Consider the following 22,814-nt stretch of genomic DNA (forward strand, 5'->3'; position numbering starts at 1 on the left):
GGGTGATATGCTTTGCTGCTTATCAAACAAGGAGGTGGTAATGCCTGGTAAAAAGCTTGAAGCGTTCCGTGAGTGGTTCACGCCGCGTAAGAGGCTGTGGGCAGGAATAGGCCTGTTCGCAATTGCTATCGCCGTGCCTATCGTCAGTCCAGGAACAACCGTTACCTGGCTGATAGGGCCTGCGGCTGTCTTTTTCTTGGGAGCCTTTATTCGCAATACCAACGCAAGTCGATAGGGCCGGGCGGCTGGCGTGATTCGTCGATATGGGGTATTTGTTGGGCGAACGGGGCCCGAGCAGGACAAGGATATGGAGCAGTGGAATTGGTGGTTGTTAACGGCGTTGTTCGCCCTGCAGGCTTTCTACGATTCGTTCTACCGACTCCCGCAATTCCGGCAGAGTCTCCACGATGTAACCGAAGATCTTGATCGGCATAGAGAAGCTCTTGCAGAGCTACAGCTTCGCTTTGACCGACTCGACGCCGAGCACCTCGAAACGTTAGAGCAGCTGTATCGAATCAAGGATCCCGAGTACTACGCTGCACTAGATGCAGGGGATGCTCAGGCGCTTTACGAAATCGACAAGAAGCGCGGATTGATTTAGCGGCTCATCCGGCAGCGCGCTTGAGCTGCTCGGTCAACTGAGTGGGCAGGCCGCGCAGCGTCAGAGTGCCGCCTTCCTCGTCAAACTTGATCTTGTCGCCCAGCAGGTGTGCTTCGAAGCTGATCGTCAGGCCCTCGGCCCGGCCGGTGAAGCGCCGAAATTTGTTGAGGGTCTTCTTGTCTGGCGGCAGGGTCTCGGAAAGCCCGTAGTCCTTCCCCTTGATGAAGTCGTAGAAGTTCTTGGGCCGGTCTTCGTCGATCAGGCCTGATAGCTCGTCGAGGGTGATCGGCTCGCCCAACTTAGCCTGGGCCATGGAGTAGCTGACCAGGGTGTGCGTCTTCTCGCGCGCCGACTCTTCTGGCAGATCTTCGCTTTCAACAAAGTCGCTGAACGCCTTCAGCAGCGTTCGGGTTTCGCCCGGCCCGTCGATCCCTTCCTGGCAGCCGATGAAGTCGCGGAAGTACTCGTTGAGCTTCCGACCCTGCTCGCCCTTCAGGTACGAGATGTACTGCTTCGACTGACGGTTGTTCTGCCATTCGCTGATGTTGATGCGCGCGGCCAGGCGGATGTGGTCCAGATCCAGGCGCTTCACGGTCATCAGGGCCAGCTCTTCGGTCGTGGTCACCGCTTCGGTTTCCTGTATCAGGGCGATGACCAGGTAATCGGTCATGCCTTGCTGGTAGTGGCAGAAGAGGGCGTGCCCACCGGTGGTGAGGTTCGACTCTTCCATCAGCCTGGTCAGGTGTTCGACGGCTGTGGTGCTGAACGTCAGGAAGTCGGTGTCGCCGGCCAGGTACTTGCCGAGCCAGCCGCTGAATGGGTGCGCGCCCGACTCTTGGTGAAAGAACCCCCAGCCTTTGCCGGTGGTGGCGTTGTAGCTTTCGTTGAGCTGGCTCATCAGGTCGTCGCGGGCCTGACTCTCGACCTGCTCGGACGCGCCCAGGAACAGAACCGCCGGGGTGCCGTCGGGCTTCTTGTCGATCTTGTGGATTACGCTGTGGCGAATAGGCATTGCGTTTACCTCAGGTAGGCGCCGCCCTCCGTTACCGGATGCAACAAAGGTATAATGGCGTTTTGGTTTTATATGGGGTATCTGTTCTGGCCCGGCGCGGAGCCGGTTCAAGGAGAAATGAAAATGGCTGTAGCTGTAGAAGATTACGAAGGCAACATTCAGGTCTACGACAAGGCCGCAAAAGTCACGGACCAAGGGCATCAATATGTTCTATTGGCCGCTGATGGCTCTATTCTCGCAATAATTCCAAAAGATGAAGTTAAGAAGTTGCACTCCGACCTCTGATAACACCTACGGATTGCCGCTTGTCGTATAGTTGAGCGGCTGTTAAATATGAAAGACGGCATCCAATGGGTGTCGTTTTAGTAAGTCACGGTGAGATGTCACGTAATGCGAATGTGGTCTGCCAGATGCTCGTCGGTCATACGGTCAGCGCCGCGAATGAAACGGGAAATCAGGTCCTGCTCTTCGCCTATATTCGTCCTGGCCATGACCCGTTTCAGCGCCGCGTCATCGTTGTGATAAAGCTTCGTGACGATCTGGCGTGACAGTAGGGCGGCTTCCTTTTCCGCCTTTGTCAACTTATCCCTTTCGCGCTGGTCGCGCTTGCGTTCGGCTGGATTCTTGGCCATGCCCTACCTCTTCTATTCCGCTGGCCGGCAGTGCGAGCCAGGTTGGTCGGCGTCTCGCGCTAACCTGTTTATTGATTCGCTTCACGCTGCGACCTTCTGCTGATTCCAGGCGCCGACCGCTTCGAAGATCCGGGCGGCGTGCGCCTCATCGAGCGACATCGCTTCCGGAATGGCAATCCAACCCGAAGCTACCATCTGGCTTTGATTGGCTGAGTCGCGCAGTTCCTTGTAGCAATGCTCGATCACGTCTTCCAGGTGGTCGGAGAGGTAGACGCCATCGGGCGCCACCTCCACTGACTTGCTGTAGCGGTCACCGCGGGCGTCGATGCAAAGCGCACTGAGGTAGATCGTCCACCGGTGGGGAATGCCGCAGACGGCCTGGCCGATCTTCCCCGGCGCGATGTTCTTCAGCGACTTGTAATTGATCATGCCCTGGCGGCCGCTGGGGTCGATGTTGACGACGGCGACGTGGTTGGAGGCCAGCAGTGAGCGGCACGATCGTGCGATGCGCGCCTGCAGGTTATGCGGCTTGCGCTTGCTCATAATGCCTCCGCGAGTTTGCGCAACGCGTTACGTTCGGCCCTGGTGATGGACGGCTTGCGGCGCTTGAGGATGGTCGTCGGGTCGATAATTTCCGAACGTTTGGCCGGGTCTGGATTGATCTCCGGGCTGTCGCCAATGCTGTACTTGCCGCCGGCGGCTATGTGCCGACGGACCTGAATGGAAAGTTCCAGCGCTTTCTCCCGACGGAACTCGATATCTGATCTGAGGTTGCTGATCATGCTGCCGCCTTGGCCAGCGTCACCCCGGCCATGCTGAAGGTTGATCCCTGCTCGGCGACCATAGCGTCGAGCACTTCCCAGTTGACCAAAAGCAGCGTGATCGGCGCCTGACCATATGCCACCGCTTTGATCAGTGCCTCGAAGTCCGTCACGTTGACCTGCAGCACTACCTGTTCGACCACATGGCTCGTTACTGGCTTTGTAGCCTGGGCGACGGGTGCCGCTGTCTGAACTGGTGTGGCGCGGACAGGCTCGGGCGCCGCCACCTTCTCCACGACCGGCCCTGGCTTGATGGCTGCCAGTCGCTGGGCTTCCTGCTCATCGGCGATGCGCTTCGCGTCGGCCTTAGCCTGCTCCGCCTTCTGGTGTTCGGAGATTCGGAATTTGATCAGCGTCACCAGGTCATCGTTTGCTTTGGTGACCAGCTGCTGCACATCGCTGAACAGGAAGGCATGATCAACGGCAAGCTCTGCCAGACTGGTCAGGTTCAAGCGTATGCCGTCAGCAGCCTGACTTGCATCGATCTTCGCCCGGGCCAGTTCGGTATCAACTGCGTCCTGGAGGCTGGCGATGGTGCGCTTGTTCTTCATGGCGCCGGCGAAGTCCGAAACGACATGAGGCAGCGTGACTTGGCCCAACGTCTTGTTGATGGCGGCAATGTGATCTGCCAGTGCCAGCTCGGCTTTCTGCTTGATGTTGGTCTTCACCAGCAGCTCCTGAGCCTTCACTAGCTTGTCGACCTTCAGGCGGGTCTCGCGGGCATGGGCGCTGATGCGATCCAGCGAGGAAAACAGTTCGTCGATGCTTTGGGTTTGCGAAAGGGCCTGTTTCTTGGCGACAGCGACAGCCTCTTCAACATCACCGCACCACTTGACTGCCTTTTTCGCGTCGGCGAAGTCCTGGTCGGTGGAGAGCGTGGTTTTCACCGAATCGATCACAGCCAGGGCCGAGTCTTCAAACACTTTCAAGTTGCTGGCGGTAACCATGCCGGTCAGTTCGATGCGCAGCGCTGGTAGCTCGTCCGGCGCCTTGCCGACGACGATTGAAGGCGCGTCGGCCATCTCGAAGTTGGCCAGATCTGCCTCGAACTGTTTCCAGCCCTCGATCAACTGGGCCGCGCGCCCAGCGACAGGCCGGTACTCCATGTGCACGAAGTTCTCCGGCGTGCCGTCCGAGCAAACAAAGATAACCCGCTCAGCGCCGCTCACCAGCAGTTGCTGCTCAAGCTGCCAGTAGTAATGCGGAGCTAGGTCGCCGGCTTTCACCTGGGCTACGATCGACTCATTCCACAGCTTGTGCTCGAACAGGGTCTCGCCAAGCATCGTGGCGCCGTCCATGGAAGCGAGCAGGCTGCCCTCGGTGGCAACGATCGGATAAAGCTCTTCGCCGATCAGTGCTTCGGCCAGTGGGCGTGCCAGGGCCTCGGTCGCGTGCCCTTTGTCGAAGATGAACTGCTGCGAGGGCGTGACGTCCGGTGTGATACCGGTCTTCTTGGCCATCAGCAAGTCGGTGCGGGATTGATACTTCGAGGCCCCCATCATTGCAGGGGCTTCTGAGGCGGTGCGGTACTTGGCGCGAAGGGCAAGCCACTCGGCGGAGCCTTGAGCTACGTTATGAATTTTCATGCTGACTCTCCATTGAGGGCTTTGAGGTTGGTGATTTTTTCAATCTGCGCCGGGCTCAGCGTGTACTTGCTGCTGATGGTCGCAATGAGGTGTTCAGGGCTGGTTCGGTTCGAATCGATCAGCGGTTGCCACTTCGCGATGTTCTCGGTCAGTAGGTCGTCGGAGTAGGCGGGCAGCGCTTCCGGTTCAGGCTGGGCTTGCTGTCGTGGGCTGACATCGCGCGCCGGCTCCTCGAACGCTTTGCCTTCCATCTCGTCGGCCGTTGGCGCTGATCCAACTTCAGGGAAAGCTTTGCGCAGGGCCTGGGCCTCGGCGCATTTGGCGAGCTGGGCAAAGGCTCGACGCTTCCACATGGCGTTGGGCGCCGCAGTGTCCTTGCTGGCTGTTGCGTAGTTTTCGATCCAGCGCTCGTTGGCTGTGTATTCGGCCACCAGGCCGTTGCTCATCTGCCGCTTGACCGTCACGCGGCACCATTCGGGATACGTGACTTCTACACCACTCAACTTTGCAGTCACTGAAGGGCCATATTCTGGTTCGCTGATCCCGGCGTATTGGCCGGTGCGCGCCGCCTGAATGCGGTACAGGCCGATGCCTGGCATCACCGTGTCCTGCATCTTTTTTGTCTTGGAGTTCCAGATCGGGACGATGTGCACCGGCTTCAACATCGGGTCCAGGTGCGCGGCCTGGCAGTAGGCCAGGACCATCACAACCGAGTTCTTTTCTGCGCCGGGGTAGAGGCTGCTGCTCAGTACTTCAACAAGCGCGGCCTCCGACATCGCAGGCGTGTTGTCGTCCTGCTTCATTACTGCGGACATGGGGATTCCTTGCCGCGATGCTCGCAGCGATAAAAGGGGGTGGGGGAAATAATAGTTGATAAACGTTCTTATTCGTATTAAAGATACGTAATAACGTATCAACTCAATGCAAGGAGCTTCACCTATGAAAGTGCTGTCCTCACTCAAAGAAGCGAAAAACCGTCATCGCGAGTGCCAGATCGTGAAGCGCCGGGGCCGGATCTACGTCATCTGCAAGTCCAATCCGAAATTCAAAGCGCGGCAGGGCAGTGCGAAGAATAAAAACAAAGGCAAAGGTTGATCAGTTCTGCCGTTCTACTCGATAGCGCAGGACCTGGAGAACGCGACCGCCGTAGCCAGGTTCTGCGTATTGCTCAACCGGTGCGCCGAAGAAGCCGCGGCGTTCGGCCAGGCTGTAGGCTTCGCGAAGGTTGTGAGCGCTGATGTCTTCGAGCTGCTCGTCGACGAGAGATTTAACCGGTGCGGTGGTCACTGCAGCCTCCTCAGAGAAGTTTGGACTGTCACTCGTGAAGCACGCGAAGGATTTATCGACGAGTGACGTGTCTAGATCAATGGTTTTGCCACTTCTGGGGTTGTCTCATCCTTTTTTGGCGGCTACCCTAAAAATGTATGAATTGTTACGAATAATTTCGGTAGTGGCCGTTTTTAGGTCACGCTACTTCAGGATGAGGAACGAAAAATGTTTTCACACGAAGGTCCCGCTCTAGAGCTGTTGGTGTTCGTTATTGGGTTGTCTGGCCTGCTCTTGGTCGTTTGGTTTATTCACCACCAATACGAACGGATAACTGGGAAAGGAGTAAGAAAACAACAAAGTCGTAACGATGGGCGCTCAACATAACCTAACGGCCTAACTATCCAACCGAGTCAGCCTCTTCCGGCTGGCTCTCAACAGCCAAGCGCTGTAGTGATGAAACTCTTCGGCGTTGATAGCGCTTCTAGTGAAGTGGCAAACGATCAAGCCCTCGACCTGCGACTCAGCAAGGTCTGTCGTGTCCGGATGCTCAAGCGCGAGTAGAGCGGTGGTGATCGCGACGTGCGGACTCATAGGTCTGAATCCACGTCGTCTTCGGCTTCTTCACGCTCTGCTGCAACCGCGTCGGTGGCGTAGGGCTTCAAGAGGTCCATGGCGATCCGCTCGGCAGCGGCGATGGGGCGTTGCTCTCCCATCAGGTCAGCCGCGTGACTGCGTGAATCTGCCTGACTGCCAAGGACTGCCGAAAGGAACAGCCGAGCGAGTGAGTCGCGTTGGTCCAGGCCGTCGATCTGGCGCTGATTCAGGATGCCCTGCAGGTACGTGCAATACCGGTCGAAAGTCACTACCTGCAGCTTGCCGTGGCGGCGCTTCCACTTGATGTCCATGCCGCACACCAAACGTTCGGCCGAGTGCTGCAGCCATTCCTGTTCCGGGTTCGCCTCGCTAACTTCTGGAGGCACCTGGGCATCGTAACGCTCCTGGCATAACTTCATTACTGCGCTCATGGTCGCCTCCAAAGTGGCGGGTTGTTCACCTGTATTCGTCAACACTCATGCCTCCCGCTGGTTGCCGATGGGCGCGGGGGAGGAGTGCTGACGTAATAGAGGTGGGGAAGGGTGCCGGTCTTTCACGGCTGCCGCGGCGCTGGCCGTTTAGCGAGTCGTACTGAAGGCTGGTAGCATCGACACTCCTTATCGGAGCAAGGAATTGCTATGCATCAGGTTGTTGAAAGGGCGTTAAACGTGATCGCAGCAGAGAGCAGCGAGCCCAAATACACTGAAGCGTTCAGCGCTGTCCGTGCAGTAGTGGTTGAGTTTGGGGAGGAGAATTTGGCTGATCGGCTTTTTGCCGATATCCCTGACTCGATATCGTTTCTGCAGGTCGCTAGGCTATTTGACTTTCTTGCTTGGCAGACGGATGACAACGGATCAGCGATGACTCGCACCGTTGAGCGCTGGCTCGTCGAAGGCACAGATCTGCGCAAGGTTCAGATCGCTCTTAACCTCGAGGTATACCCGTTTCCGGACGAGAATGAGATGTACCGCGTGCTGTCTGATGTGGCTGAGTTCCTCCCTCAGATGGCTGATAGATGCCAGCAGCTAATCAGCTCTCGGCAAAATCGTTAGCACCTGCTCATACAGTCAATTCAGTGCACTCAGCCCGGCGTACCATACGCACCTGAGCCATTCGCCGTTCCGGCGCCCGGCGATCACGACGCAGCGAGTCGTCACTGATCATCGAGTGCATGGCGATCAGCGCCGCCAGCACAAAGCACACCGGCGTGATGATCTGGCGCTTCATTGCCTCGGCCACCAAAGCAGTACGCTTCGTCACGCCCAGCTTGAACATCGCATTGGTCAGGCGCTTCTTGACGCTGCCGTACTCGATGCCCGCTTCCCGGGCGATCTCTTTCGAGGTGAAGCCCTGGGCAATCCAAAGCAGAAACTGAAGCTCTCGCGGCGCAAGGCCACGTCCGAGGTGGCCTTTCCATCCGCCGTTGATGATTGTTGCTTCCATCGTCGTGACTCCCGGTTGTTTTCCCGCTGCCACCGATGCGGTGGCAAAAGTGAAAATTTCCGATTATTTGCTGCGCGCAGCCAGGGCTGCTTTGGCATCGACTTCTTCATCGAATGAGCAAAGGTCAGGCGCTGTTAAATAGAGGTTCAAGGCGCGCTCGTTTTCATCGGTGGACCAAGTCGACTCCGCGATATCACGCTCCGCAGAACTTGCGAATGCTTCGATGGCGGCCTCGATCACGGCAGTCATTGACCGGCGCTGCTTACGACCCACCACATCCAGAAGATGTCTTAGCTTTGGATGCATCCGAATTGCTATCGCCGTCACCGTCGTTTTCCTCCCTACCTTTTTGGTCATCACTACTCTCCGGTTGTTTTCCCGCTGCACCCGTCACCAGGTGCAGAAGTGAAAATGTCCGTCTCTCCACCACGCGCATCGCCCGATTCATATCTCTGGCCGGCGTCACACATTTCGTGGACGGTGTTCTTCGCCGACCGGCTTGCGTGGTTTCGCGTACTCGCATCTGGGAGTACGGCCAGTTCCAGAGCTGGCATGGAGATCGAATTTATTGTTCGCGCTGTGCCCGTTGCCGGGGATCGATCTGCGAAGGTCTTGGGTTGTTAAAGAGCGGCGCAGCTTTCGCCGCTAGCCGGCGGTATTCGCTGCTGGCTTGAGCTGAATTTAAGCAAGCTGAAATCAATGTGTCAAGCATGCTGAATAATTAAATTCAGATTGCTGAAATTTGTGGGCGATAAAAAGCCCGCTCAACGGCGGGCTGATTTATGTGTCGCAGTACTCGCGCCAGCCGATCCTGACGGCGCCGTCATCCAGATGCTCGATCCTTATGCCGGCGGTATCGCCGATGTCTTGGATGACCTGGTGCCAGGCTTCAGGGCTTTCATCGTCGCGCCTGGATACCTCCACCAACTGAATCCTCTGGACCCGGGGAGAAGCGATCAAGCCTTGCAGGCGGCGGCCAACAAGCTCGTAGGAGTTTCGTGGTTTTGATGCGGAGTAGGGTGCCTGGTTCATGCGTCGCTCCTTGCGTACTGTATGCATACACAGTATTGATGCTGTCATGTGTTGGCAAGAGGGCAGTAAGAAGTTTCATGCACAAATGCATATCTTGTTTCCTGCCTGCCATCTGTGAAGATTCTGCGAATGAGGCGCAGAGAGGAGGCAAGCGAAGCAAATTCTGCTGTGAGCCAACAAAAGATTTGATTGCTAGCCCATCAGTGTTGATCATCGGTCGCTTAATGAGGATGGAGCAGTTATGACTCAAGCACGGAAGATCTCAGTATTCGTCTTATTGGGGCTCCTCAGCTCCTGCACGATGACAGGACCAAAATTCACGCCACTTGAAAACGTTGATTCTCAACGTGGGGTGCTCTACGTATACCGGCCCAGTAATTACGATATGGGCCTAATGACCGCTTTGATTTCTTTGGACGGAAAGCAGATAGCGTCTCTAGAGAATGGCGGTTACGTAGCTGTGCCAATTACGCCAGGTGAGCACACGATCACCCAGAAATGGAAGGCTGGAATTTTGGGCAATTCCGATCTTGAGGGGGGCACCACGACCACTGTAGTCGGTGTTAAACGCTCAGATGCCTCCTACGTTAGCCTTACATCCAACAGCACGAGAGTGCAGGCAAAACAATTCAATGCTGTCGCAGTTGACCTGCAGTGGCAGCTCAATAGAGTGTCTGCAGATCAGGCATTGCCCGAGATTTCTCAATGCAGAAGGGTTGAGGCGATCTAGCTCCAGTCGGGTCGTGATACCGATAGCCAAATTGCAGGCAAAGAAAAGCCCGCGATGGCTAAGGCGGGCTTAAACGTTTGCATTTTGGTTAATATAACCATAACCAATCATTACAATTGTCATGTACCAGTTGAAGTTTCCGAGGCCATGATTCCAGCTTTTAAAGACCGCGCATGAGCAGCAATAAACGGAGGTGGCAGCGCGTTGCCGATCATTAAAGCTATAGATTCTTTACCATGCTTGGGGTCAAACACGTAAGTTCCTGGGAAGCCTTGAAGCATAGCGGCTTCACGAAGAGTTATAGTTCGGTTCAACGAAGGGTGGAGGAACCTTCCTTTTGAAGGATTATGGCAACCACTCGTAATCGTTGGAGAGACTGAGTCCCAACTCATCCGACCATAAACATCGCGAAACCCGTTGCTGCGCTTATGGCATTCGAGTTGGCGCTCAACTGGAAGGTCAGTTCTACTCCCACCGTTCTTTGGTATGAGTGCTATCAAATCTTTTACGGCCTGGCTTCTTCGTTCAGGTATGGAGTGAATCGGGTCACGACTTCTAGATGGTGACTTCAAACCGGAAATTGTCTCGCGCACGGTCCTTCTTGTGGGGGACTTTTCAGCCACTGCAGGATGATGAACCCGAGAAGCAAGCATTATCAAACGCTTACGTCGTTGGGGGACATCATAGTCCGCAGCGTCAAGGACGTGAATAACGTAGCTGTATCCGAGCTCTGCGAGCCTGGAACAGGCAATTTCAAACCCCGAATCCTTAGATAAGGAGGGTACATTTTCCAGCATTATACATTTGGGCATTATAGCTGATGCGAATCGCAGAAAGTCTCCAATCAAATCGTTACGCTCATCGAAAACTGAGTTAGATTTGTTTTTGGTTCTGAGCCTGGAAAATCCTTGACACGGCGGGCAGCCTGCCAATAAATCAAGCTCACCATGCTTTAGGCCGGCTTTCTTTAGAATATCTAATGGCTCAAGTTTGCGTATGTCAACTCCGTAAAGATCTACATTTGCATGGTTGAGCTTATAAGTGTCTTGGGCTTTTTGAGCAACCTCTACCGCCGCGACTACGCGAAACCCTGCCTGCTGTAAGCCAAGGCTCAGGCCACCACAGCCACTAAAAAGATCAATCGCGGTAAGATCATACGGAGAAGCCAATTGAAATAGATCCTTTACGGTTGGAGAGAAGGTTAATGCTACATTTATTTGTGAAGCCATTTTTGGAGCTGTTGGCGGATCGTAGCAAAATCTGCGTTATTTTGCGGTACCTTCGCCAACGCTACCTTCTCCAGCACTGCCAACTCCGCGCCGCTTAGCTCTATGACGTTGCCGGTCAAAATATCTTTCAGGAGGTCTTTTGCGTCCTGCGATTTTTTTACTCCCGCACCCGCTATTGGGTCGATGCTCTCCAAGAGAATGTGCTCTGGGCAAAATTTGGGAAGGTAAGCTAAGCGATCCCTCACCCAGCCCAAATAGCTCAAGCTTGATTGTATTTTAGCTCTTTTCGTTCCCTCGGGGTCATCACCGCCCGGCGGAAGGAAGTGAGGCTCACATCCAATCTCTTGCTTTATGAGCTTCCCCAGATCCTCGTTTGCAGCCGGTGGGACGTTCGCGGGGTCAGTGAATTGAGGGACTCTCTGCTTGTCTCCATCGAGGTAAACGAAGATATCATCACCGGACGTCAACGCTGCCGGGATGTGGTACTTGGTGATTGAATCGGCTCCGCCTGGTGCAATTTTCACCTCAAGTACTGCTGCGTCTCCAGGATCAAGGCCTTTGGCTGCTTGCAGGATTAATTGCTCTGCCAAGGGATCTTCAACCAATATTCGCTTCTTGTTACCGGTTGGTCGACCAAGCCTATACAGAGCAGCATAAGGCGAACATTTTTCAATAGCCCTAGTTTGCTGGCTGCCGTTATCTTCCAAAACTTTAATTGCCTCTGGAGGCAGGCCGTCCAAAAAATCGCTGGAATGTGTGGAGATCACAACTTGAAGCTTTTTTAATTTTATCTGTTCAAGTAAAAATCTTAGTAGGGCTCTTTGTGCGCCGGGGTGCAGTGAGGTTTCGGGCTCATCTAGGAGTATTAGAGAGTACTCTTCGGCCGCGAGTATCTGCACTACAGCACTTACTGCTGCAATTTCTCCGCTGCCAGCAAATGCCTCCGAGTACTCGATCCCCCTGCGGAAAACCACACTTACATCTTGCCCTCTGTTGCCCGGGTACAATGAATGCCTGACAAACTGTGCGGACTTGTATTCCCGCCCGAGAATTTGAGAGACACCTTGTAGTTCTTTAGCAGTTAAAGGTCTATTTTCAAAAAGTTCTTGTCGTGGTCCGTGTTTGTAGCTTTGCCGGTTTTCTGCAATTATCTTTTTGAGTCTGCGCGCTTCGAGCTTCATCGGTGCACGCTTATCTTCGCCGGTGACGCCTTCATCAGTATAAAAGTAACGGTCAAATGAACCGAAAGTCATTTTGAAGTTGATATAGACAACTTTCCTTCTGACTGGGTTCCACCGATCTTTGGACTTGCCGGGAATGTCACGATCAGGAATAGGCGGCATGCCATCTGCTGCGCTGCGGCGATAAGGCTCCCAGTAGTCCTCCTTTCTTCCCAGTCTGGCTTTTCTTGTTTCTACGACGTTGTTGTACGCTTCATTCCAATGCCCATAAACGTAGCGCTGAGGGTCTTTTTTGGTTCCTTCTATTGGGTCGAGATCCGTTGCGAACCAAAATTTACTAGTTGTGTACCCGAAAGGCATCCCCCATAGGGCATGCAATACTGAGCTTTTTCCTATGCCGTTCGCACCAACTAGAGCTGTTAAAGGGAAATCGAAATTTATCTGTGTTCCTGGCTCAATGCTTTTGAATTTCGGAAATCTAGCGTGCGTAATATAATTCTTTAATGGTTTTCCTGGCTGGAATTTGCTTAGTGTTTTAACTAGCTCACTTATCGCTTCATTGTCCGTCATACTGAATCTGTCCATATATGGTGAATGTGCGTTTTATTTGTGAGCCAGCTTGTAATTCTTTTTAGACCTCAAATCTGATTTATCCCAAGGTCAGTAAAACTTCTGCAGCGCCTGTACAACCACGCCCACGATCCGGCAGTTCTCGTCGACGGCCTCAATGGGGTAGCTCGGATTCAGTGGCTTGAGGAACAGCCGTCCGCCGTCGCTGACCAGCTTCTTGAATGTGGCTTCATTGCTGTCAGGGAGCTTGGCCACGACCAGCTTCCCTGGTGCTACCTCAGCTTCTGTGTCCACCAAGATCAGCGTGCCTTCAGTGATGCTCTGGCCGGCGGGCGCTGTCATCGAGTCACCTTTGACTGTCAGCCAGAACGCCGGGCCTTTGGAGTCGTACTCCGAAAACTCGTAGGTGTCCGAAATTCCGGCCGGGTAGGGCTCCACCGCTTCCGTCCAGGCGCCGGCGGCAACCCAGCTGACCACCGGGTAGCGGAATGATTTGGTGGGCTGGGCGGCGGGGGAGATATTTGATTCGGTAGCCTCCCGCTCATTGCCCTCGCCAATGGCTAGCCACTCAGCCCGATAGCCAGTCGCTTTCGCCAGGGCGTAAAGGTTCTCCGGCCTGAGGCTTTTGCTCTCGCCGGTGATCCACTGAGTGACGGCCGAATTTGCAACGCCGCAAAGCGATGCAATTTCCCCTTTCTTTTTACCGCTGACCTGTATGGCGCGGGCGATACGTTCGTGTCTTTCCATGGACTCAATATTAAGTTAACTGAATTTAAGCATGCAGTAGGTTCAAATCACCGTTGATGCCACAACTTAAGCATGCTTAAATTGCGACAGGCTCGAACGAGGATGCGCAATGAATACGCATGAAGTCGCCGAATTCTTCGGCAGCAAGACGAAGCTGGCAGTCGCTTTGGGCATCCGCCCAAGCGCCGTGACCATGTGGGGGGAAACGATTCCCGAATCCCGGCAGTACCAGATCCAGGTCCTTTCCAAGGGCAAGTTCAAGGCGACAAAGAAAGACCAAGCCGCCTGACAGGCAAACCCTTCTGCCCATGTAGTCAGTATCGGCCCAGCCGGTCTGCGAAGTAAGAAACCTGAGGTCGCTGGAGTTTTATCCAGTGGGTTTTGAGAGAGGCAATGCGGGGAGTAGGGCGAGGTGGTTGGCGCTTCGGCGCCGAATTACAGGCAATAAAAAAGCCGACGGTCGAGGTCGGCTTCTTCGATAAAACTTAGCGAGGCCGATTATATGCAAACGCCGCCACATATCAATAGCACTACCAATCTCGCGCCACGTTTTTCGCAATCCGAAAACGTGGCGCGCAATTCCTCAGTGATTCCATTCGACTTCGACGGCGCCGCAATTCGGGTCATCACCGACAAGCTTGGCGATCCGTGGTTTGTCGCGCGCGACGTCGCTGACGCCCTGGGCTACTCCAAGCCAGAGAACGCTGTAGCCCGTCACTGCAAGGCTGCGACCACTACCCCGAAACAGGGTGGTGGTTTCATGACCATCATCCCGGAGCGCGACCTTTACCGACTGGTGATGAAATCGAAGCTGCCGGCCGCCGAGAAGTTTGAGGAGTGGGTGGTGGGCCAGGTTCTGCCGAGCATTCGCAAGACCGGCACCTTTTCCGCCCAAAGTCCGAACAGTTCCAAGATCGTCGGTGAGCTGGCCATCCTGGAATGCTTCGACCGCCTGCTGAAGCCGGCCAACTCCAGCAAGATGTTGATGCTGGCAAAGATCGCCGCCAATAACGGCCTGGATGCAAAGTTCCTCCCAGGCTACGCCGTTGACGCCGCGCCAGACGCTGCTGGTGGGTCTTCGATGCCCACCAAAGCAATCACAGCCCTGATCAAAGATCACGCCATCGCCAGCACGGCCCGCGCCTTCAACATTGCACTTGAGGCCCATGGCTTCCTAAAGGTTCTCGAGCGCAAAAACTCCAAGCAGGTAACCGTCGACTTCTGGTCCGTGACCGAGAAGGGCATGGCCTACGGCAAGAATCTCACCAGCCTTCAATGCCCCCGCGAGACGCAGCCTCACTGGTACGTGGATCGCTTCATCGAATTGGCCGCTAAGGTCGGGAAGGCCTGACATGCAATACACCGTCACGATTAACCAGGTGAAGGCGCTGGAGTGGGGGCTGAACTCTCAGCAGGCCCTGCTGTTCGCGTTCGTCTACGGCTGCCCGAGCTGGACCAAGCCAATCAAGACTGGCGACGGGATCCTCTTCGCGCTCAGAAAGGCCAAGATCATCGAGGAGCTGCCGCTGCTCACCGATAAGGTGGACACCGCCTACCGCATGCTGAAGGCCCTGGAAGAGGCCGGTTTGATTGAGTTGCGCTCTGAGGCACTCCGACTCACCGAAAAAGGCTGTGACTGGAACCCGAACCGTATGGGCCACGTCACTGCCTACCAACCTCCAGTTCTCTCGCCCCGGCGCAGGACGAAAAAGAAACCGATTCCTTCTGGCTTGCGTGCACAGGTATTCGCCCGCGACGGTCATGCATGTTTGCGATGCGGTTGCTCGGTGCTTATGCGCTTGAGGGCAGATCACGTCATTCCTGAAAGCCTGGGCGGGGAAGCGTCATTGGGCAACCTTCAAACCCTTTGCATGTCTTGCAATAGCTGGAAAGGCGTTCAGACGATTGATTTCCGCACCTTCGCCGGAGGTGCAGCATGAGCATGGGCCTTATGGTCGCCGCGATGAAACTTCGCGTCGGTAATCCTCTACGCAAGCTGGTGCTGATCAAGTTGGCCGACAACGCCAGCGACGTCGGTGAGTGCTGGCCGTCCTACCAGCACATCGCCGATCAGTGCGAGATCAGCAAGCGCTCTGTCATGAACCATATCACCGCGCTTTGTGAGGCAGGACTGCTGCGCAAGGAAATTCGAAAGGGTGGCCCGAAGGGGAACTCATCGAACGTTTACTTCCTGACCCTCGATGGTGGTGGTGCACCTCCTGCACCAGGGGTAGTGCACAAGATTCACCCGGGTAGTGCAGCAGGTTCACCCCCTAGTGAATCTCCTGCACTAGGGTGTAGTGCAGCAGCTGCACCCAGAATCAGTAACTCTCTTGAACCAGTCATGGAACCGGTCAATGAACCAACTGCACCCCCGGCCTCCGCCGAGGTTGTGCCGGCTCAGTCCCGCGGCTTGGTGCTGGTGGTTGATCGCGCCGATGCCCCACGGGTCGAGATTCCCGCTGACATGCCGGGCCCCAAAGACCAGACCTGCAAAACCTTCAAGGTCTGGGCGAACTACGCCATGGCCTACCGCAAGCGCTACAGCGCCTGGCCGGTGTGGAACGCCAAGGTCGGCGGCCAGCTCGGCCAACTGGTCGACCGCCTCGGTGCCGACGTCGCCCACCACGTCGCTGCTCACTTCCTGAAAACCAGCGACGCCGCTGTGCTGCGCAAGTGCCACAGCCTCAACGAGCTGCTGGCCAACGCCGAGAGCTACCACACCCAGTGGGTGACCGGGCAACGCATCAACGGCACGACAGCACGCCAGATGGAACGGACTGAGGCGAACCACTCCGCAGCGGAGCAGGCCGCCCAAATGGTTCTGGCCAAACGTCAAGCAGGTGACCGCAATGAATACCTCTGAAATGAACGACCAGCAGGTCGCCGGGCTGGCCGCTGCCATCTGCGCAACCGCCGAAGCCATGGGCCAGGAAATGAACCCAGGCACTGCCGCGATGATGGCTGAAGACCTCTGTGCGTATCCGGTGCCCGTCGTCAAAGCAGCGCTCAAGGCCTGTCGCTTCGAGGTGAAGGGCAAGCTGGCAATGGCTGACATCCTGCAACGCGTCCAGTCCTCCGACGGCCGTCCTGGCAAGGACGAGGCCTGGGCCATCGCCATGACCACCAACGACGAATTTGAAACCGTGGTGCTGACCGATGAAATCCAACTGGCCCTGGCAGCAGCGAAACCCATCTTGGATGGCGGCGACAAAATCGGTGCGCGCATGGCGTTCATCGACGCCTACCAAAGGTTCGTGGGCCAGGCCCGCGAGGATGCGAAACCGGTCAACTGGCACGTGTCCGTGGGCTTCGACTCCAACCGCCGCATCCAGGCTGTGACCAAGGCAATGGAGCTGAAGAGAATCCCGCGCGAATACGCCCAGAAGTACCTGGCGGACCTGAGCGTCGAGCCGATCACTGAGGACGGTCGCGCCATCGCCGGCTTGCTCACTGGCACCGTCACACGGCCAGAGCCCGAGCTTCGGCAGAAGCTGGAACTGGTGAAAACCTCGATGCTGGAAATGCGCAAGGCCAGCGCCGAACGGAAAACCGAAATGCGGATTGATGCGGCAAATGAGTTGGCTGATCGCCGAGCTCTGTTGATCAAGCAGGCCCAGGAACTGGAAGCGAAGAGGGCAGCGCAATGACCAAGCCAGCAAAGCCTCGCCCAATGCCCGTGTATCTGGTGCTGCGCCGCTTGGTTGACCCTGCCTCCGGCAAGGAGGTCGCCGCGTTTGTGCCGTCCTCCGACGCCGACCGGTCGATCCTGCGCGAGCGGGATTTCCGGATCAACACAAAGATCCGCGCCGACCTCAAGCAGCCGCGCAACCCACGGTTCAACGGTTTGGTCCACGGCCTGGGCCGGGTGCTGAGCCAGAACATCGACCGGTTCTCTGGCAAGCAGTCCCACGACGCGATCAAGGCTCTGCAGCTGGAGTCGGGCGTGTACTGCGACGAGGAAGCGTTCGATATCCCCGGCCTGGGCCAGCTCACCCGCAAAACACCTCGCAGCCTTTCCTACGACTCGATGGGGGAGGAGACATTCCAAGACTTCTGGCGCCAGTGCTGCGCGTACCTGGTGCTGCATGACTGGCCGACGCTCACGGAAGAGCGCCTGACCGAAATGGCCGAGTTCGAAGCATTCAAGGAGGCGGCATGAAGCGTACCGAACTTAAGCGCACCACGCCGCTCAAGTCCGGCGGGATCCAGGTCCGGGCGCGCCGCCAGAAGTGCTGCGCCGTATGCCGGGTCAAGTTCACCCCGGTTCGAGACTTCCAGGCGGTATGTGATGAGATTGCTTGTGCCCTCGCTCATGCGCCGGTCAATCAGGTCCGGGCACGAAAGGCGCTGGCCGACGTTGAGCGCAAGGACATCAAGGTCCGCAAGGAGAAGCTGAAGAGCAGGGCGGACCACCTGCGCGAAGCCCAGGCTGCGGTGAACGAGTACGTGCGAATGCGTGACGCGCACCTGCCATGCATCAGCTGCGACTCGACGCCCAACGACAACGACCTTATGACCGGCAGCCGGTGGGACGCTGGGCACTATAGATCCGTCGGCGCCTGTCCAGAGCTGCGCTTCGAGCCGTCGAACATCCACCGCCAGTGCGTGAAGTGCAACCGAAACCTTTCCGGCAACGCCGTGGAGTACCGCATCCGCCTTGTGTTGCGCATTGGTGCCGAGAAGGTCGCATGGATTGAAGGGCCTCATGAGGCGCGCAAGTACACCGTGGATGAGATCAAGGCCATCAAGGCCAAATACCGGGCAATGACCAGAGAGCTGAAAAAAGGGGAAGCCGCATGACCTATCGCAACGTTGTTTCAGCAGTAGTTCGAGCCCTAGCGGCCGAGACCATCAGTTCCGCCGGCGGCTGCGACTTTGAGCCGAAGGTGCAGTACGCCAAGCAGAAGGGGGAGATCGTCGGTAAGGAGGCAGCGTTCCTTCAGGACTGCTGGGTGTTCGGTCGGCTGCACAAGGCGCTCACCCCAGCGCACTGGCGGGCACTGGTGGCCAAGTACTCCACCCACGAGGAGCGCAAGCATGGTGCCATTCTGGAGCTGTTGAGCTCGGTGAAGTCGCCGGCGCCCAAACGGTTCCGTGAATGCGCGGTGCTGACCTGGGCGATTCCGCAAGTGGCGGGAGTCGAAGGCAAGCGCTCCGTCGCGGTGCTGCCGGCAGCTTGGTACGACATCACCAACTGGGATAACGACGGCAAACCAGAGTCGACGCGATACCGGTGGCGTTCGCATATACGCACGGTGCTCGATAACCAGGTGAATGAGGCGTTGACTCTGGCCCAGGAACTGCTTGATGCAGAAGGGTTAATTGCAACCGTTGCCGCTTAGCATGTCGTTGTAACAGCGACGACAGACTGCTATGCGAGGCACATTTCCCCAGTGGGCGGGAGCGGAAAGCGAGCTGCCCGCCGACAGGTCCCTAAGGGTTAGAGTTCTTTCTTTACCTCCTTGTCAACGTGGCGGTCATCTTTATGTTTCTCCTTATCAAGATGCTTACCCTCCTTCCCGACGTCACGTCCCGCCCGATCAGCATCTTTGTCTGCGTCACGTACGTCGGTTCTCACGTCCTTCGATACGTCCCCTTCAGCATTAACAAAGACTGTGTGTGACATCAGTCCTGCAGTGAAAAAAGCGGCAACGCATATTTTGTGTAGTTTACGCATATCCAATCTCCAATTTTCTTTCATCCCTGGCGGGCCTAGTAAACGCTAGTCCGCTAAATGAGTGCTCTCAACCTAAAGATCCAAGGTGTTAGCTTCATCAAGTGAAGGAAATTGGCCATTCGGTGGGTGCGAGATTGTCTAGCTCGTAACGGCACGTAGTCAAACCATCCATGAGTCTGGCTCCTTTGGCATATCAAGGAGTGCCAGCGAACCCGCCTTGATCCAACCATGTTTCCAGTAAATTAGCTTTAAGCGGTTTGGTGATCAGGTACCCTTGTGCTTCTGAGCAGCCCCAGCGAATGATAAGATCAAGGACGCTCTCAGTTTCCACGCCTTCTGCTACAACTCGGTACCCCAGTCCTCTAGCAAGTTCAATCAATGTTTTAACCAGTCGCTTGTCTTTTTCGTTTGTGTTGAGATTGCTGATCAATGACTGATCGAGTTTCACCGTGTTCACAGGGAGCTGCCGCAGATAGGTCCAATTACTATAGCCAGTACCAAAGTCATCTACGGAAATCTCGATTCCCATGCTGCGGACTCGCTCTAGCTGTCTAATCACAGTCTTCGGATCTGACATGAGCATGCTTTCGGTGAATTCAAGCTCTAGATCTTCTGGATGAAGGTCGCCGCTATCAACGTATTCTTTTACGCTGTCTACGAATTTCGTGTTTTCAAGATCGCTGACAGTCACGTTCATGGCAATTCGTAATTCAAGTCCTTTCGCTCTCCAATCCTTCGTTTGGGCTACTACAGCGTCAAGAACCCAGAAGGTTATGGATTGCATCAATGCCGTTTTCTCGGCCAGCGGTATAAATTCTGCCGGACTAATGGCGCCAAGTGTAGGGTGGGTCCATCGAATCAACGCCTCAACGCTTTTGCAGTCAAGATCGGGCAAGTTGATTTTGGGGTGAAATACTAAGCTCAGTTGGTTTGCAGAACGGACAGCATCTGATAAGGAGCTCAGAAGCGCAAACGCTCGTTGCTGAGCGGCATCCAATTCAGCTTGGTAGAGCGTCCACCCCAAGTTTCTTACTCTAGCGTCGTCAGCAGCTCCAACTACCAAGCGAAGCCAATCTCTCTCTTCTGAATCGGTGATTGCCAGTACCCCTATGCCTGTCTGCATAAGGATTGGAATTCCCTGGCAATCAACTGGCGCATCAAAGCTTGAAAGTATCTCTAAGCAAATACGCTCAACAGGTTCGTGCGCCTTTAAGAGAAAGCCAAAACGAGTGGGGCTGATTTTGTACAAAAGGCATTTTTGAGGTAGCAGCGATTGTAGACGGTCCTTTACGTTAAGCATTAGCAACTGAGAAAAGCTATAGCCAAGCGCTTTCACGACGTCATTTAAAAACTTTGGGGATATAATATCTACCGCATATAAATTGTGTGAGATGCCACTGGAGCTCGCTAGGCGAATATCTTCTTCGAGTCGGAGTCTATTGAATAGTCCCGTAGGTTGATCTATGTAGTTGCGAGACCGCAACCCCATGATTCGCATTACCACTAGTTGAGCAAAATAAACGAGCATTCCTGCATCTCGCTTACTCATAGGTCCTCTAGGAGCGTTGTCTATTATACATAGACTGCCCAGGGAGAAGCCGTCAATAGTGAGAAGTGGTGCGCTAGCGTAATAGCGAATGAATGGGGCGCCGGTTACCATGGGGTTGTCTTTGAAACGCTCATCTTTTCGCGCATCCAAGATCTCCATAGGCTCTCGGTCGCGCAGTGAGTGCTCGCAGAAGGATACGTTTCGCGGGGTGGCGCGCTGCTCGATACCTATTCGCGCTCTGAACCACTGTTGATGCTTATCAACGATCGAAATCAATGCAATAGGTACGCTAAAGAATTCGGAAGTCATTGAAATCATTTTTTCGAAGACTTCATCATCTTCGTCATTCTGCGGACAAAGGTCCGCAACGCGTAATAACCGTTCTGTTTCGTAATCTGGGATAGGAGCGTTTACATCCATGGTTAGCCTCACTTAGCACGACCTTGTGGCTAGACGTTATCAGATACCGTATAGGTCTACGACTTCATTTACCTATCACGTCCATAGCTTGTTCGTCCTACGAATATGATTCTGACCATCTGGTGGTAGATGTCTATTTCACCTATGGCTGAGCTAGGATGCTCACCGCAAGATCTCGCTCTTCACTGACCCGTAGTAGATCAATAGGCCGTGCTCGGGATAAAGAGGTTGCACTGCGTGAGAAAATGAGAGAAGATTTTCTTATCCTGCCTATTTTGCGCCTAGTGAATTGATAAATATAAGCCCGGCCGATCAGTCGGGCTTTTTGTTGCACTCAGTTTTTGATCAGTCGAAAATAGACCATTCCGACTATCAAATTGGGAGAGCATCATGGTTTTGCGTGGCATGGCGCAGATGCATGTCGACGACTTGGCGGAACGGTTCAAGAAGTTGGTGGTAGGGCAGGCCGGCAGTGCAGATATCCCATTTGCGTGGGTTGTTTTTTATCAGGGCCGAATGTTCGGAGCTTACCCAAGCGCTGGGCTTGCTCTGCAAAAGATAACGGACATTGAGCACTGCATTAGCATTGACGAGGTCCCAGTCCCTCAAGCCACAAGCGACTAAAATTTTCATCGAAACCCCGCCTAAGCGGGTTTTTTGTCTGAAATCACGTTTAACCAGGACTTCTTCGGGACGATCCGGACATCAGTAGCCGCTAGTGCGATGGCCTGTAACAAAACCGGCAACACGAGCATCCGCGTCTAACTGGTCTTCTAGAATGGTGCTAAACAAGCGCGATTTATGCATTGGGACGTCGACGCTGTCATGTTCTTTGGCAGAAATCGCAAAAAAACGCGCATCTATTTAGGGCCTCGACATTGATCGGGGCCTTTCTGTTTTGGGCTATGCCCAGGCCAGCCCACGTTTTTTTATTCATGGAGTGACGATGGATCCTACTGACCTTGGCCCAGGGACAGCTACTTGGCTGGGCGGTAGCGCCACCGTGGTGCTGGGCGGCTTGCTTTGGCTGCGCCGGTTTCTCTCCAAGGATGCGACCGACCGGGCAATGGACAGCGCCGATATCGGAACGCTCAAGCGGTTGAATGAGTTGCTGAACCAAGAGCGCGCCGCTCGCAAAGAAGCTGAGGTCCGCGCCGATCAATTCGCGAAAGAGCGGAATGACCTGGCCGCCGCTGTTGGGCGCATGGAAGGCAAGATTGAAGCGCTGACCAGTCAGGTCGCTCAACTCACTGACCGCGTGACGCAGCAGAGCGACGAGATCACTCGCCTGCGCACCAAGCTGGGAGGAGTGGCCTGATGGACAGATGCGCATTGGAATTTATCGCTCGCCGCTGGTGGCGGCGGGCAGAGGTTTGGGCCATCGCTACTGTGTTGGTCGGTGGGGGTGCTGTTCTTGGGTACCAGGTCAGCTATTGGTCGCTGGCAGACAACCAAGGCAAGCAGGTGGAAGAGATCCGCAACGCTTACGACGCTGCCATGGATGAACGGGATAAGCGCCTTGAAGAGTTGACCCGCAAGACAGGCACGGCCGCTGACAAAGCTGCTGAGGCTGCTACTACTGCGGCCCAAGCGGCCGACAAGGCGGACGAGGCGCTAAACCGAGCGGTCCAATGATCGCATCTCGGAGGCACACCGCGTGCTGAGTTAGGGCGGTCAAGTCAATGGTAGCTGGGTTGACCAGATAGACATGGAGATTG

The 22,814-nt window shown here is 55.3% G+C and carries 33 protein-coding genes and 1 pseudogene; 17 read left to right on the forward strand and 17 right to left on the reverse strand.

What is annotated here, in order from left to right; translation table 11 throughout:
* Positions 1–40: 40 nt before the first annotated feature.
* Positions 41–235, forward strand: coding sequence for a hypothetical protein (locus ACP7BX_RS14880; protein WP_426161297.1), 195 nt, complete (start codon positions 41–43; stop codon positions 233–235).
* 72 nt (positions 236–307) lie between these two features.
* A complete protein-coding gene (locus tag ACP7BX_RS14885; RefSeq protein ID WP_426160522.1) occupies positions 308–601 on the forward strand; it encodes a hypothetical protein in 294 nt (97 codons plus the stop codon).
* A gap of 4 nt (positions 602–605) precedes the next feature.
* Here ACP7BX_RS14885 and yejK read toward each other — a convergent pair whose 3' ends face one another.
* Positions 606–1,613 carry a nucleoid-associated protein YejK gene (gene yejK, locus ACP7BX_RS14890; RefSeq protein ID WP_426160521.1) on the reverse strand — a complete coding sequence of 336 codons (1,008 nt, stop codon included), beginning with the start codon at positions 1,611–1,613 and terminating at the stop codon, positions 606–608.
* Between the two features lie 54 nt (positions 1,614–1,667).
* On the opposite strand from yejK, the gene ACP7BX_RS14895 reads away from it, so the two are divergent.
* Positions 1,668–1,898, forward strand: coding sequence for a hypothetical protein (locus tag ACP7BX_RS14895; RefSeq protein ID WP_426160520.1), 231 nt, complete (start codon positions 1,668–1,670; stop codon positions 1,896–1,898).
* Positions 1,899–1,996: 98 nt separating this feature from the next.
* Here the strand turns inward: ACP7BX_RS14895 and ACP7BX_RS14900 are convergent, their stop codons facing one another.
* From ACP7BX_RS14900 to bet, 5 genes are all read right to left on the reverse strand, one after another.
* Positions 1,997–2,245, reverse strand: coding sequence for a hypothetical protein (locus ACP7BX_RS14900; RefSeq protein ID WP_426160519.1), 249 nt, complete (start codon positions 2,243–2,245; stop codon positions 1,997–1,999).
* Positions 2,246–2,326: 81 nt separating this feature from the next.
* On the reverse strand, positions 2,327–2,788 hold the full coding sequence (locus tag ACP7BX_RS14905; protein ID WP_426160518.1) for a hypothetical protein: 462 nt from the start codon (positions 2,786–2,788) through the stop codon (positions 2,327–2,329).
* The gene (locus tag ACP7BX_RS14910) at positions 2,785–3,027 is read right to left on the reverse strand and encodes a hypothetical protein (RefSeq protein WP_426160517.1); all 243 of its coding nucleotides are present in this window, start codon (positions 3,025–3,027) and stop codon (positions 2,785–2,787) included. The genes ACP7BX_RS14905 and ACP7BX_RS14910 overlap by 4 nt, the downstream gene beginning before the upstream one ends.
* Positions 3,024–4,652, reverse strand: a complete 1,629-nt coding sequence (locus ACP7BX_RS14915; RefSeq protein WP_426160516.1) for a YqaJ viral recombinase family protein — start codon at positions 4,650–4,652, stop codon at positions 3,024–3,026. Before ACP7BX_RS14915 ends, ACP7BX_RS14910 begins: the two co-directional genes overlap by 4 nt.
* The gene (bet, locus tag ACP7BX_RS14920; protein ID WP_426160515.1) at positions 4,649–5,455 is read right to left on the reverse strand and encodes a phage recombination protein Bet; all 807 of its coding nucleotides are present in this window, start codon (positions 5,453–5,455) and stop codon (positions 4,649–4,651) included. Before bet ends, ACP7BX_RS14915 begins: the two co-directional genes overlap by 4 nt.
* 136 nt (positions 5,456–5,591) lie before the next feature.
* Between bet and ykgO the strand changes: the two genes are divergently transcribed.
* A complete protein-coding gene (gene ykgO / locus ACP7BX_RS14925; RefSeq protein WP_426160514.1) occupies positions 5,592–5,747 on the forward strand; it encodes a type B 50S ribosomal protein L36 in 156 nt (51 codons plus the stop codon).
* Here the strand turns inward: ykgO and ACP7BX_RS14930 are convergent, their stop codons facing one another.
* On the reverse strand, positions 5,748–5,939 hold the full coding sequence (locus ACP7BX_RS14930; RefSeq protein WP_426160513.1) for a hypothetical protein: 192 nt from the start codon (positions 5,937–5,939) through the stop codon (positions 5,748–5,750). It lies immediately after the preceding gene.
* 569 nt (positions 5,940–6,508) lie between these two features.
* Positions 6,509–6,946 carry a hypothetical protein gene (locus tag ACP7BX_RS14935; protein WP_426160512.1) on the reverse strand — a complete coding sequence of 146 codons (438 nt, stop codon included), beginning with the start codon at positions 6,944–6,946 and terminating at the stop codon, positions 6,509–6,511.
* Between the two features lie 207 nt (positions 6,947–7,153).
* On the opposite strand from ACP7BX_RS14935, the gene ACP7BX_RS14940 reads away from it, so the two are divergent.
* Positions 7,154–7,567, forward strand: a complete 414-nt coding sequence (locus ACP7BX_RS14940) for a hypothetical protein (RefSeq protein ID WP_426160511.1) — start codon at positions 7,154–7,156, stop codon at positions 7,565–7,567.
* A gap of 7 nt (positions 7,568–7,574) precedes the next feature.
* Here the strand turns inward: ACP7BX_RS14940 and ACP7BX_RS14945 are convergent, their stop codons facing one another.
* From ACP7BX_RS14945 to ACP7BX_RS14955, 3 genes are all read right to left on the reverse strand, one after another.
* On the reverse strand, positions 7,575–7,958 hold the full coding sequence (locus ACP7BX_RS14945; RefSeq protein ID WP_426160510.1) for a response regulator transcription factor: 384 nt from the start codon (positions 7,956–7,958) through the stop codon (positions 7,575–7,577).
* A 63-nt stretch (positions 7,959–8,021) separates the two neighbouring features.
* Positions 8,022–8,315 carry a hypothetical protein gene (locus ACP7BX_RS14950; protein WP_426160509.1) on the reverse strand — a complete coding sequence of 98 codons (294 nt, stop codon included), beginning with the start codon at positions 8,313–8,315 and terminating at the stop codon, positions 8,022–8,024.
* A gap of 423 nt (positions 8,316–8,738) precedes the next feature.
* The gene (locus tag ACP7BX_RS14955; protein WP_426160508.1) at positions 8,739–8,990 is read right to left on the reverse strand and encodes a DUF1654 domain-containing protein; all 252 of its coding nucleotides are present in this window, start codon (positions 8,988–8,990) and stop codon (positions 8,739–8,741) included.
* A 241-nt stretch (positions 8,991–9,231) separates the two neighbouring features.
* Here ACP7BX_RS14955 and ACP7BX_RS14960 point away from each other — a divergent pair, with 241 nt between their 5' ends.
* Positions 9,232–9,720 carry a DUF2846 domain-containing protein gene (locus ACP7BX_RS14960; RefSeq protein WP_426160507.1) on the forward strand — a complete coding sequence of 163 codons (489 nt, stop codon included), beginning with the start codon at positions 9,232–9,234 and terminating at the stop codon, positions 9,718–9,720.
* Positions 9,721–9,839: 119 nt separating this feature from the next.
* Here the strand turns inward: ACP7BX_RS14960 and ACP7BX_RS14965 are convergent, their stop codons facing one another.
* The 3 genes from ACP7BX_RS14965 to ACP7BX_RS14975 all read right to left on the reverse strand — a co-directional run bounded on the left by ACP7BX_RS14965 (position 9,840) and on the right by ACP7BX_RS14975 (position 13,447).
* Positions 9,840–10,949, reverse strand: a complete 1,110-nt coding sequence (locus ACP7BX_RS14965; RefSeq protein WP_426160506.1) for a DNA cytosine methyltransferase — start codon at positions 10,947–10,949, stop codon at positions 9,840–9,842.
* The gene (locus ACP7BX_RS14970; RefSeq protein WP_426160505.1) at positions 10,934–12,700 is read right to left on the reverse strand and encodes an ATP-dependent nuclease; all 1,767 of its coding nucleotides are present in this window, start codon (positions 12,698–12,700) and stop codon (positions 10,934–10,936) included. The genes ACP7BX_RS14965 and ACP7BX_RS14970 overlap by 16 nt, the downstream gene beginning before the upstream one ends.
* A gap of 90 nt (positions 12,701–12,790) precedes the next feature.
* Entirely contained in the window at positions 12,791–13,447 is a 657-nt protein-coding gene (locus tag ACP7BX_RS14975; RefSeq protein ID WP_426160504.1) for a LexA family protein, read from the reverse strand.
* Positions 13,448–13,556: 109 nt separating this feature from the next.
* On the opposite strand from ACP7BX_RS14975, the gene ACP7BX_RS14980 reads away from it, so the two are divergent.
* The 9 genes and pseudogenes from ACP7BX_RS14980 to ACP7BX_RS15020 all read left to right on the forward strand — a co-directional run bounded on the left by ACP7BX_RS14980 (position 13,557) and on the right by ACP7BX_RS15020 (position 18,792).
* The gene (locus tag ACP7BX_RS14980) at positions 13,557–13,736 is read left to right on the forward strand and encodes a Cro/CI family transcriptional regulator (RefSeq protein ID WP_426160503.1); all 180 of its coding nucleotides are present in this window, start codon (positions 13,557–13,559) and stop codon (positions 13,734–13,736) included.
* A 213-nt stretch (positions 13,737–13,949) separates the two neighbouring features.
* Positions 13,950–14,798 (forward strand): BRO-N domain-containing protein, encoded by an 849-nt coding sequence (locus ACP7BX_RS14985; protein WP_426160502.1) that lies wholly within the window; start codon positions 13,950–13,952, stop codon positions 14,796–14,798.
* Between the two features lies 1 nt (position 14,799).
* Positions 14,800–15,091, forward strand: a pseudogene (locus ACP7BX_RS14990) (phage replication protein); the annotation flags it as partial.
* 8 nt (positions 15,092–15,099) lie between these two features.
* Positions 15,100–15,387 carry an HNH endonuclease gene (locus tag ACP7BX_RS14995; RefSeq protein WP_426160543.1) on the forward strand — a complete coding sequence of 96 codons (288 nt, stop codon included), beginning with the start codon at positions 15,100–15,102 and terminating at the stop codon, positions 15,385–15,387.
* On the forward strand, positions 15,384–16,313 hold the full coding sequence (locus ACP7BX_RS15000; protein ID WP_426160501.1) for a helix-turn-helix domain-containing protein: 930 nt from the start codon (positions 15,384–15,386) through the stop codon (positions 16,311–16,313). Before ACP7BX_RS14995 ends, ACP7BX_RS15000 begins: the two co-directional genes overlap by 4 nt.
* Positions 16,300–17,097, forward strand: coding sequence for a hypothetical protein (locus tag ACP7BX_RS15005; protein WP_426160500.1), 798 nt, complete (start codon positions 16,300–16,302; stop codon positions 17,095–17,097). Before ACP7BX_RS15000 ends, ACP7BX_RS15005 begins: the two co-directional genes overlap by 14 nt.
* Complete coding sequence (locus tag ACP7BX_RS15010; protein WP_426160499.1) at positions 17,094–17,609, forward strand: hypothetical protein; 516 nt, start codon at positions 17,094–17,096, stop codon at positions 17,607–17,609. The genes ACP7BX_RS15005 and ACP7BX_RS15010 overlap by 4 nt, the downstream gene beginning before the upstream one ends.
* On the forward strand, positions 17,606–18,250 hold the full coding sequence (locus ACP7BX_RS15015) for a recombination protein NinG (RefSeq protein WP_426160498.1): 645 nt from the start codon (positions 17,606–17,608) through the stop codon (positions 18,248–18,250). The genes ACP7BX_RS15010 and ACP7BX_RS15015 overlap by 4 nt, the downstream gene beginning before the upstream one ends.
* Positions 18,247–18,792: a hypothetical protein gene (locus ACP7BX_RS15020; protein WP_426160497.1), complete on the forward strand. Its 546-nt coding sequence runs from the start codon at positions 18,247–18,249 to the stop codon at positions 18,790–18,792. Before ACP7BX_RS15015 ends, ACP7BX_RS15020 begins: the two co-directional genes overlap by 4 nt.
* A 98-nt stretch (positions 18,793–18,890) precedes the next feature.
* Here the strand turns inward: ACP7BX_RS15020 and ACP7BX_RS15025 are convergent, their stop codons facing one another.
* The 3 genes from ACP7BX_RS15025 to ACP7BX_RS15035 form a co-directional block, all read right to left on the reverse strand.
* On the reverse strand, positions 18,891–19,127 hold the full coding sequence (locus ACP7BX_RS15025) for a hypothetical protein (protein WP_426160496.1): 237 nt from the start codon (positions 19,125–19,127) through the stop codon (positions 18,891–18,893).
* 193 nt (positions 19,128–19,320) lie between these two features.
* Complete coding sequence (locus ACP7BX_RS15030; RefSeq protein ID WP_426160495.1) at positions 19,321–21,096, reverse strand: sensor domain-containing phosphodiesterase; 1,776 nt, start codon at positions 21,094–21,096, stop codon at positions 19,321–19,323.
* A gap of 372 nt (positions 21,097–21,468) precedes the next feature.
* Complete coding sequence (locus tag ACP7BX_RS15035) at positions 21,469–21,729, reverse strand: hypothetical protein (protein ID WP_426160494.1); 261 nt, start codon at positions 21,727–21,729, stop codon at positions 21,469–21,471.
* A gap of 313 nt (positions 21,730–22,042) precedes the next feature.
* Here ACP7BX_RS15035 and ACP7BX_RS15040 point away from each other — a divergent pair, with 313 nt between their 5' ends.
* Positions 22,043–22,414, forward strand: coding sequence for a chemotaxis protein (locus ACP7BX_RS15040; protein WP_426160493.1), 372 nt, complete (start codon positions 22,043–22,045; stop codon positions 22,412–22,414).
* Entirely contained in the window at positions 22,414–22,731 is a 318-nt protein-coding gene (locus ACP7BX_RS15045; protein WP_426160492.1) for a hypothetical protein, read from the forward strand. The genes ACP7BX_RS15040 and ACP7BX_RS15045 overlap by 1 nt, the downstream gene beginning before the upstream one ends.
* Positions 22,732–22,814: the final 83 nt, after the last annotated feature.

It is taken from the genome of Pseudomonas sp. DWP3-1-3b3 (genome assembly GCF_049896305.1).
GTDB lineage: Bacteria > Pseudomonadota > Gammaproteobacteria > Pseudomonadales > Pseudomonadaceae > Aquipseudomonas > Aquipseudomonas azotoformans_A.

Bases quoted from the DNA above. Each gene is read 5' to 3' on its own strand.
- ACP7BX_RS14880 (WP_426161297.1), top strand. From the start codon at position 41: ATGCCTGGTAAAAAGCTTGAAGCGTTCCGTGAGTGGTTCACGCCGCGT.
- ACP7BX_RS14885 (WP_426160522.1), top strand. From the start codon at position 308: ATGGAGCAGTGGAATTGGTGGTTGTTAACGGCGTTGTTCGCCCTGCAG.
- yejK (WP_426160521.1), bottom strand. From the start codon at position 1,613: ATGCCTATTCGCCACAGCGTAATCCACAAGATCGACAAGAAGCCCGAC.
- ACP7BX_RS14895 (WP_426160520.1), top strand. From the start codon at position 1,668: ATGGCGTTTTGGTTTTATATGGGGTATCTGTTCTGGCCCGGCGCGGAG.
- ACP7BX_RS14900 (WP_426160519.1), bottom strand. From the start codon at position 2,245: ATGGCCAAGAATCCAGCCGAACGCAAGCGCGACCAGCGCGAAAGGGAT.
- ACP7BX_RS14905 (WP_426160518.1), bottom strand. From the start codon at position 2,788: ATGAGCAAGCGCAAGCCGCATAACCTGCAGGCGCGCATCGCACGATCG.
- ACP7BX_RS14910 (WP_426160517.1), bottom strand. From the start codon at position 3,027: ATGATCAGCAACCTCAGATCAGATATCGAGTTCCGTCGGGAGAAAGCG.
- ACP7BX_RS14915 (WP_426160516.1), bottom strand. From the start codon at position 4,652: ATGAAAATTCATAACGTAGCTCAAGGCTCCGCCGAGTGGCTTGCCCTT.
- bet (WP_426160515.1), bottom strand. From the start codon at position 5,455: ATGAAGCAGGACGACAACACGCCTGCGATGTCGGAGGCCGCGCTTGTT.
- ykgO (WP_426160514.1), top strand. From the start codon at position 5,592: ATGAAAGTGCTGTCCTCACTCAAAGAAGCGAAAAACCGTCATCGCGAG.
- ACP7BX_RS14935 (WP_426160512.1), bottom strand. From the start codon at position 6,946: ATGAGCGCAGTAATGAAGTTATGCCAGGAGCGTTACGATGCCCAGGTG.
- ACP7BX_RS14940 (WP_426160511.1), top strand. From the start codon at position 7,154: ATGCATCAGGTTGTTGAAAGGGCGTTAAACGTGATCGCAGCAGAGAGC.
- ACP7BX_RS14945 (WP_426160510.1), bottom strand. From the start codon at position 7,958: ATGGAAGCAACAATCATCAACGGCGGATGGAAAGGCCACCTCGGACGT.
- ACP7BX_RS14950 (WP_426160509.1), bottom strand. From the start codon at position 8,315: ATGACCAAAAAGGTAGGGAGGAAAACGACGGTGACGGCGATAGCAATT.
- ACP7BX_RS14955 (WP_426160508.1), bottom strand. From the start codon at position 8,990: ATGAACCAGGCACCCTACTCCGCATCAAAACCACGAAACTCCTACGAG.
- ACP7BX_RS14960 (WP_426160507.1), top strand. From the start codon at position 9,232: ATGACTCAAGCACGGAAGATCTCAGTATTCGTCTTATTGGGGCTCCTC.
- ACP7BX_RS14965 (WP_426160506.1), bottom strand. From the start codon at position 10,949: ATGGCTTCACAAATAAATGTAGCATTAACCTTCTCTCCAACCGTAAAG.
- ACP7BX_RS14970 (WP_426160505.1), bottom strand. From the start codon at position 12,700: ATGACGGACAATGAAGCGATAAGTGAGCTAGTTAAAACACTAAGCAAA.
- ACP7BX_RS14975 (WP_426160504.1), bottom strand. From the start codon at position 13,447: ATGGAAAGACACGAACGTATCGCCCGCGCCATACAGGTCAGCGGTAAA.
- ACP7BX_RS14980 (WP_426160503.1), top strand. From the start codon at position 13,557: ATGAATACGCATGAAGTCGCCGAATTCTTCGGCAGCAAGACGAAGCTG.
- ACP7BX_RS14985 (WP_426160502.1), top strand. From the start codon at position 13,950: ATGCAAACGCCGCCACATATCAATAGCACTACCAATCTCGCGCCACGT.
- ACP7BX_RS14995 (WP_426160543.1), top strand. From the start codon at position 15,100: ATGGGCCACGTCACTGCCTACCAACCTCCAGTTCTCTCGCCCCGGCGC.
- ACP7BX_RS15000 (WP_426160501.1), top strand. From the start codon at position 15,384: ATGAGCATGGGCCTTATGGTCGCCGCGATGAAACTTCGCGTCGGTAAT.
- ACP7BX_RS15005 (WP_426160500.1), top strand. From the start codon at position 16,300: ATGAATACCTCTGAAATGAACGACCAGCAGGTCGCCGGGCTGGCCGCT.
- ACP7BX_RS15010 (WP_426160499.1), top strand. From the start codon at position 17,094: ATGACCAAGCCAGCAAAGCCTCGCCCAATGCCCGTGTATCTGGTGCTG.
- ACP7BX_RS15015 (WP_426160498.1), top strand. From the start codon at position 17,606: ATGAAGCGTACCGAACTTAAGCGCACCACGCCGCTCAAGTCCGGCGGG.
- ACP7BX_RS15020 (WP_426160497.1), top strand. From the start codon at position 18,247: ATGACCTATCGCAACGTTGTTTCAGCAGTAGTTCGAGCCCTAGCGGCC.
- ACP7BX_RS15025 (WP_426160496.1), bottom strand. From the start codon at position 19,127: ATGCGTAAACTACACAAAATATGCGTTGCCGCTTTTTTCACTGCAGGA.
- ACP7BX_RS15030 (WP_426160495.1), bottom strand. From the start codon at position 21,096: ATGGATGTAAACGCTCCTATCCCAGATTACGAAACAGAACGGTTATTA.
- ACP7BX_RS15035 (WP_426160494.1), bottom strand. From the start codon at position 21,729: ATGAAAATTTTAGTCGCTTGTGGCTTGAGGGACTGGGACCTCGTCAAT.
- ACP7BX_RS15040 (WP_426160493.1), top strand. From the start codon at position 22,043: ATGGATCCTACTGACCTTGGCCCAGGGACAGCTACTTGGCTGGGCGGT.
- ACP7BX_RS15045 (WP_426160492.1), top strand. From the start codon at position 22,414: ATGGACAGATGCGCATTGGAATTTATCGCTCGCCGCTGGTGGCGGCGG.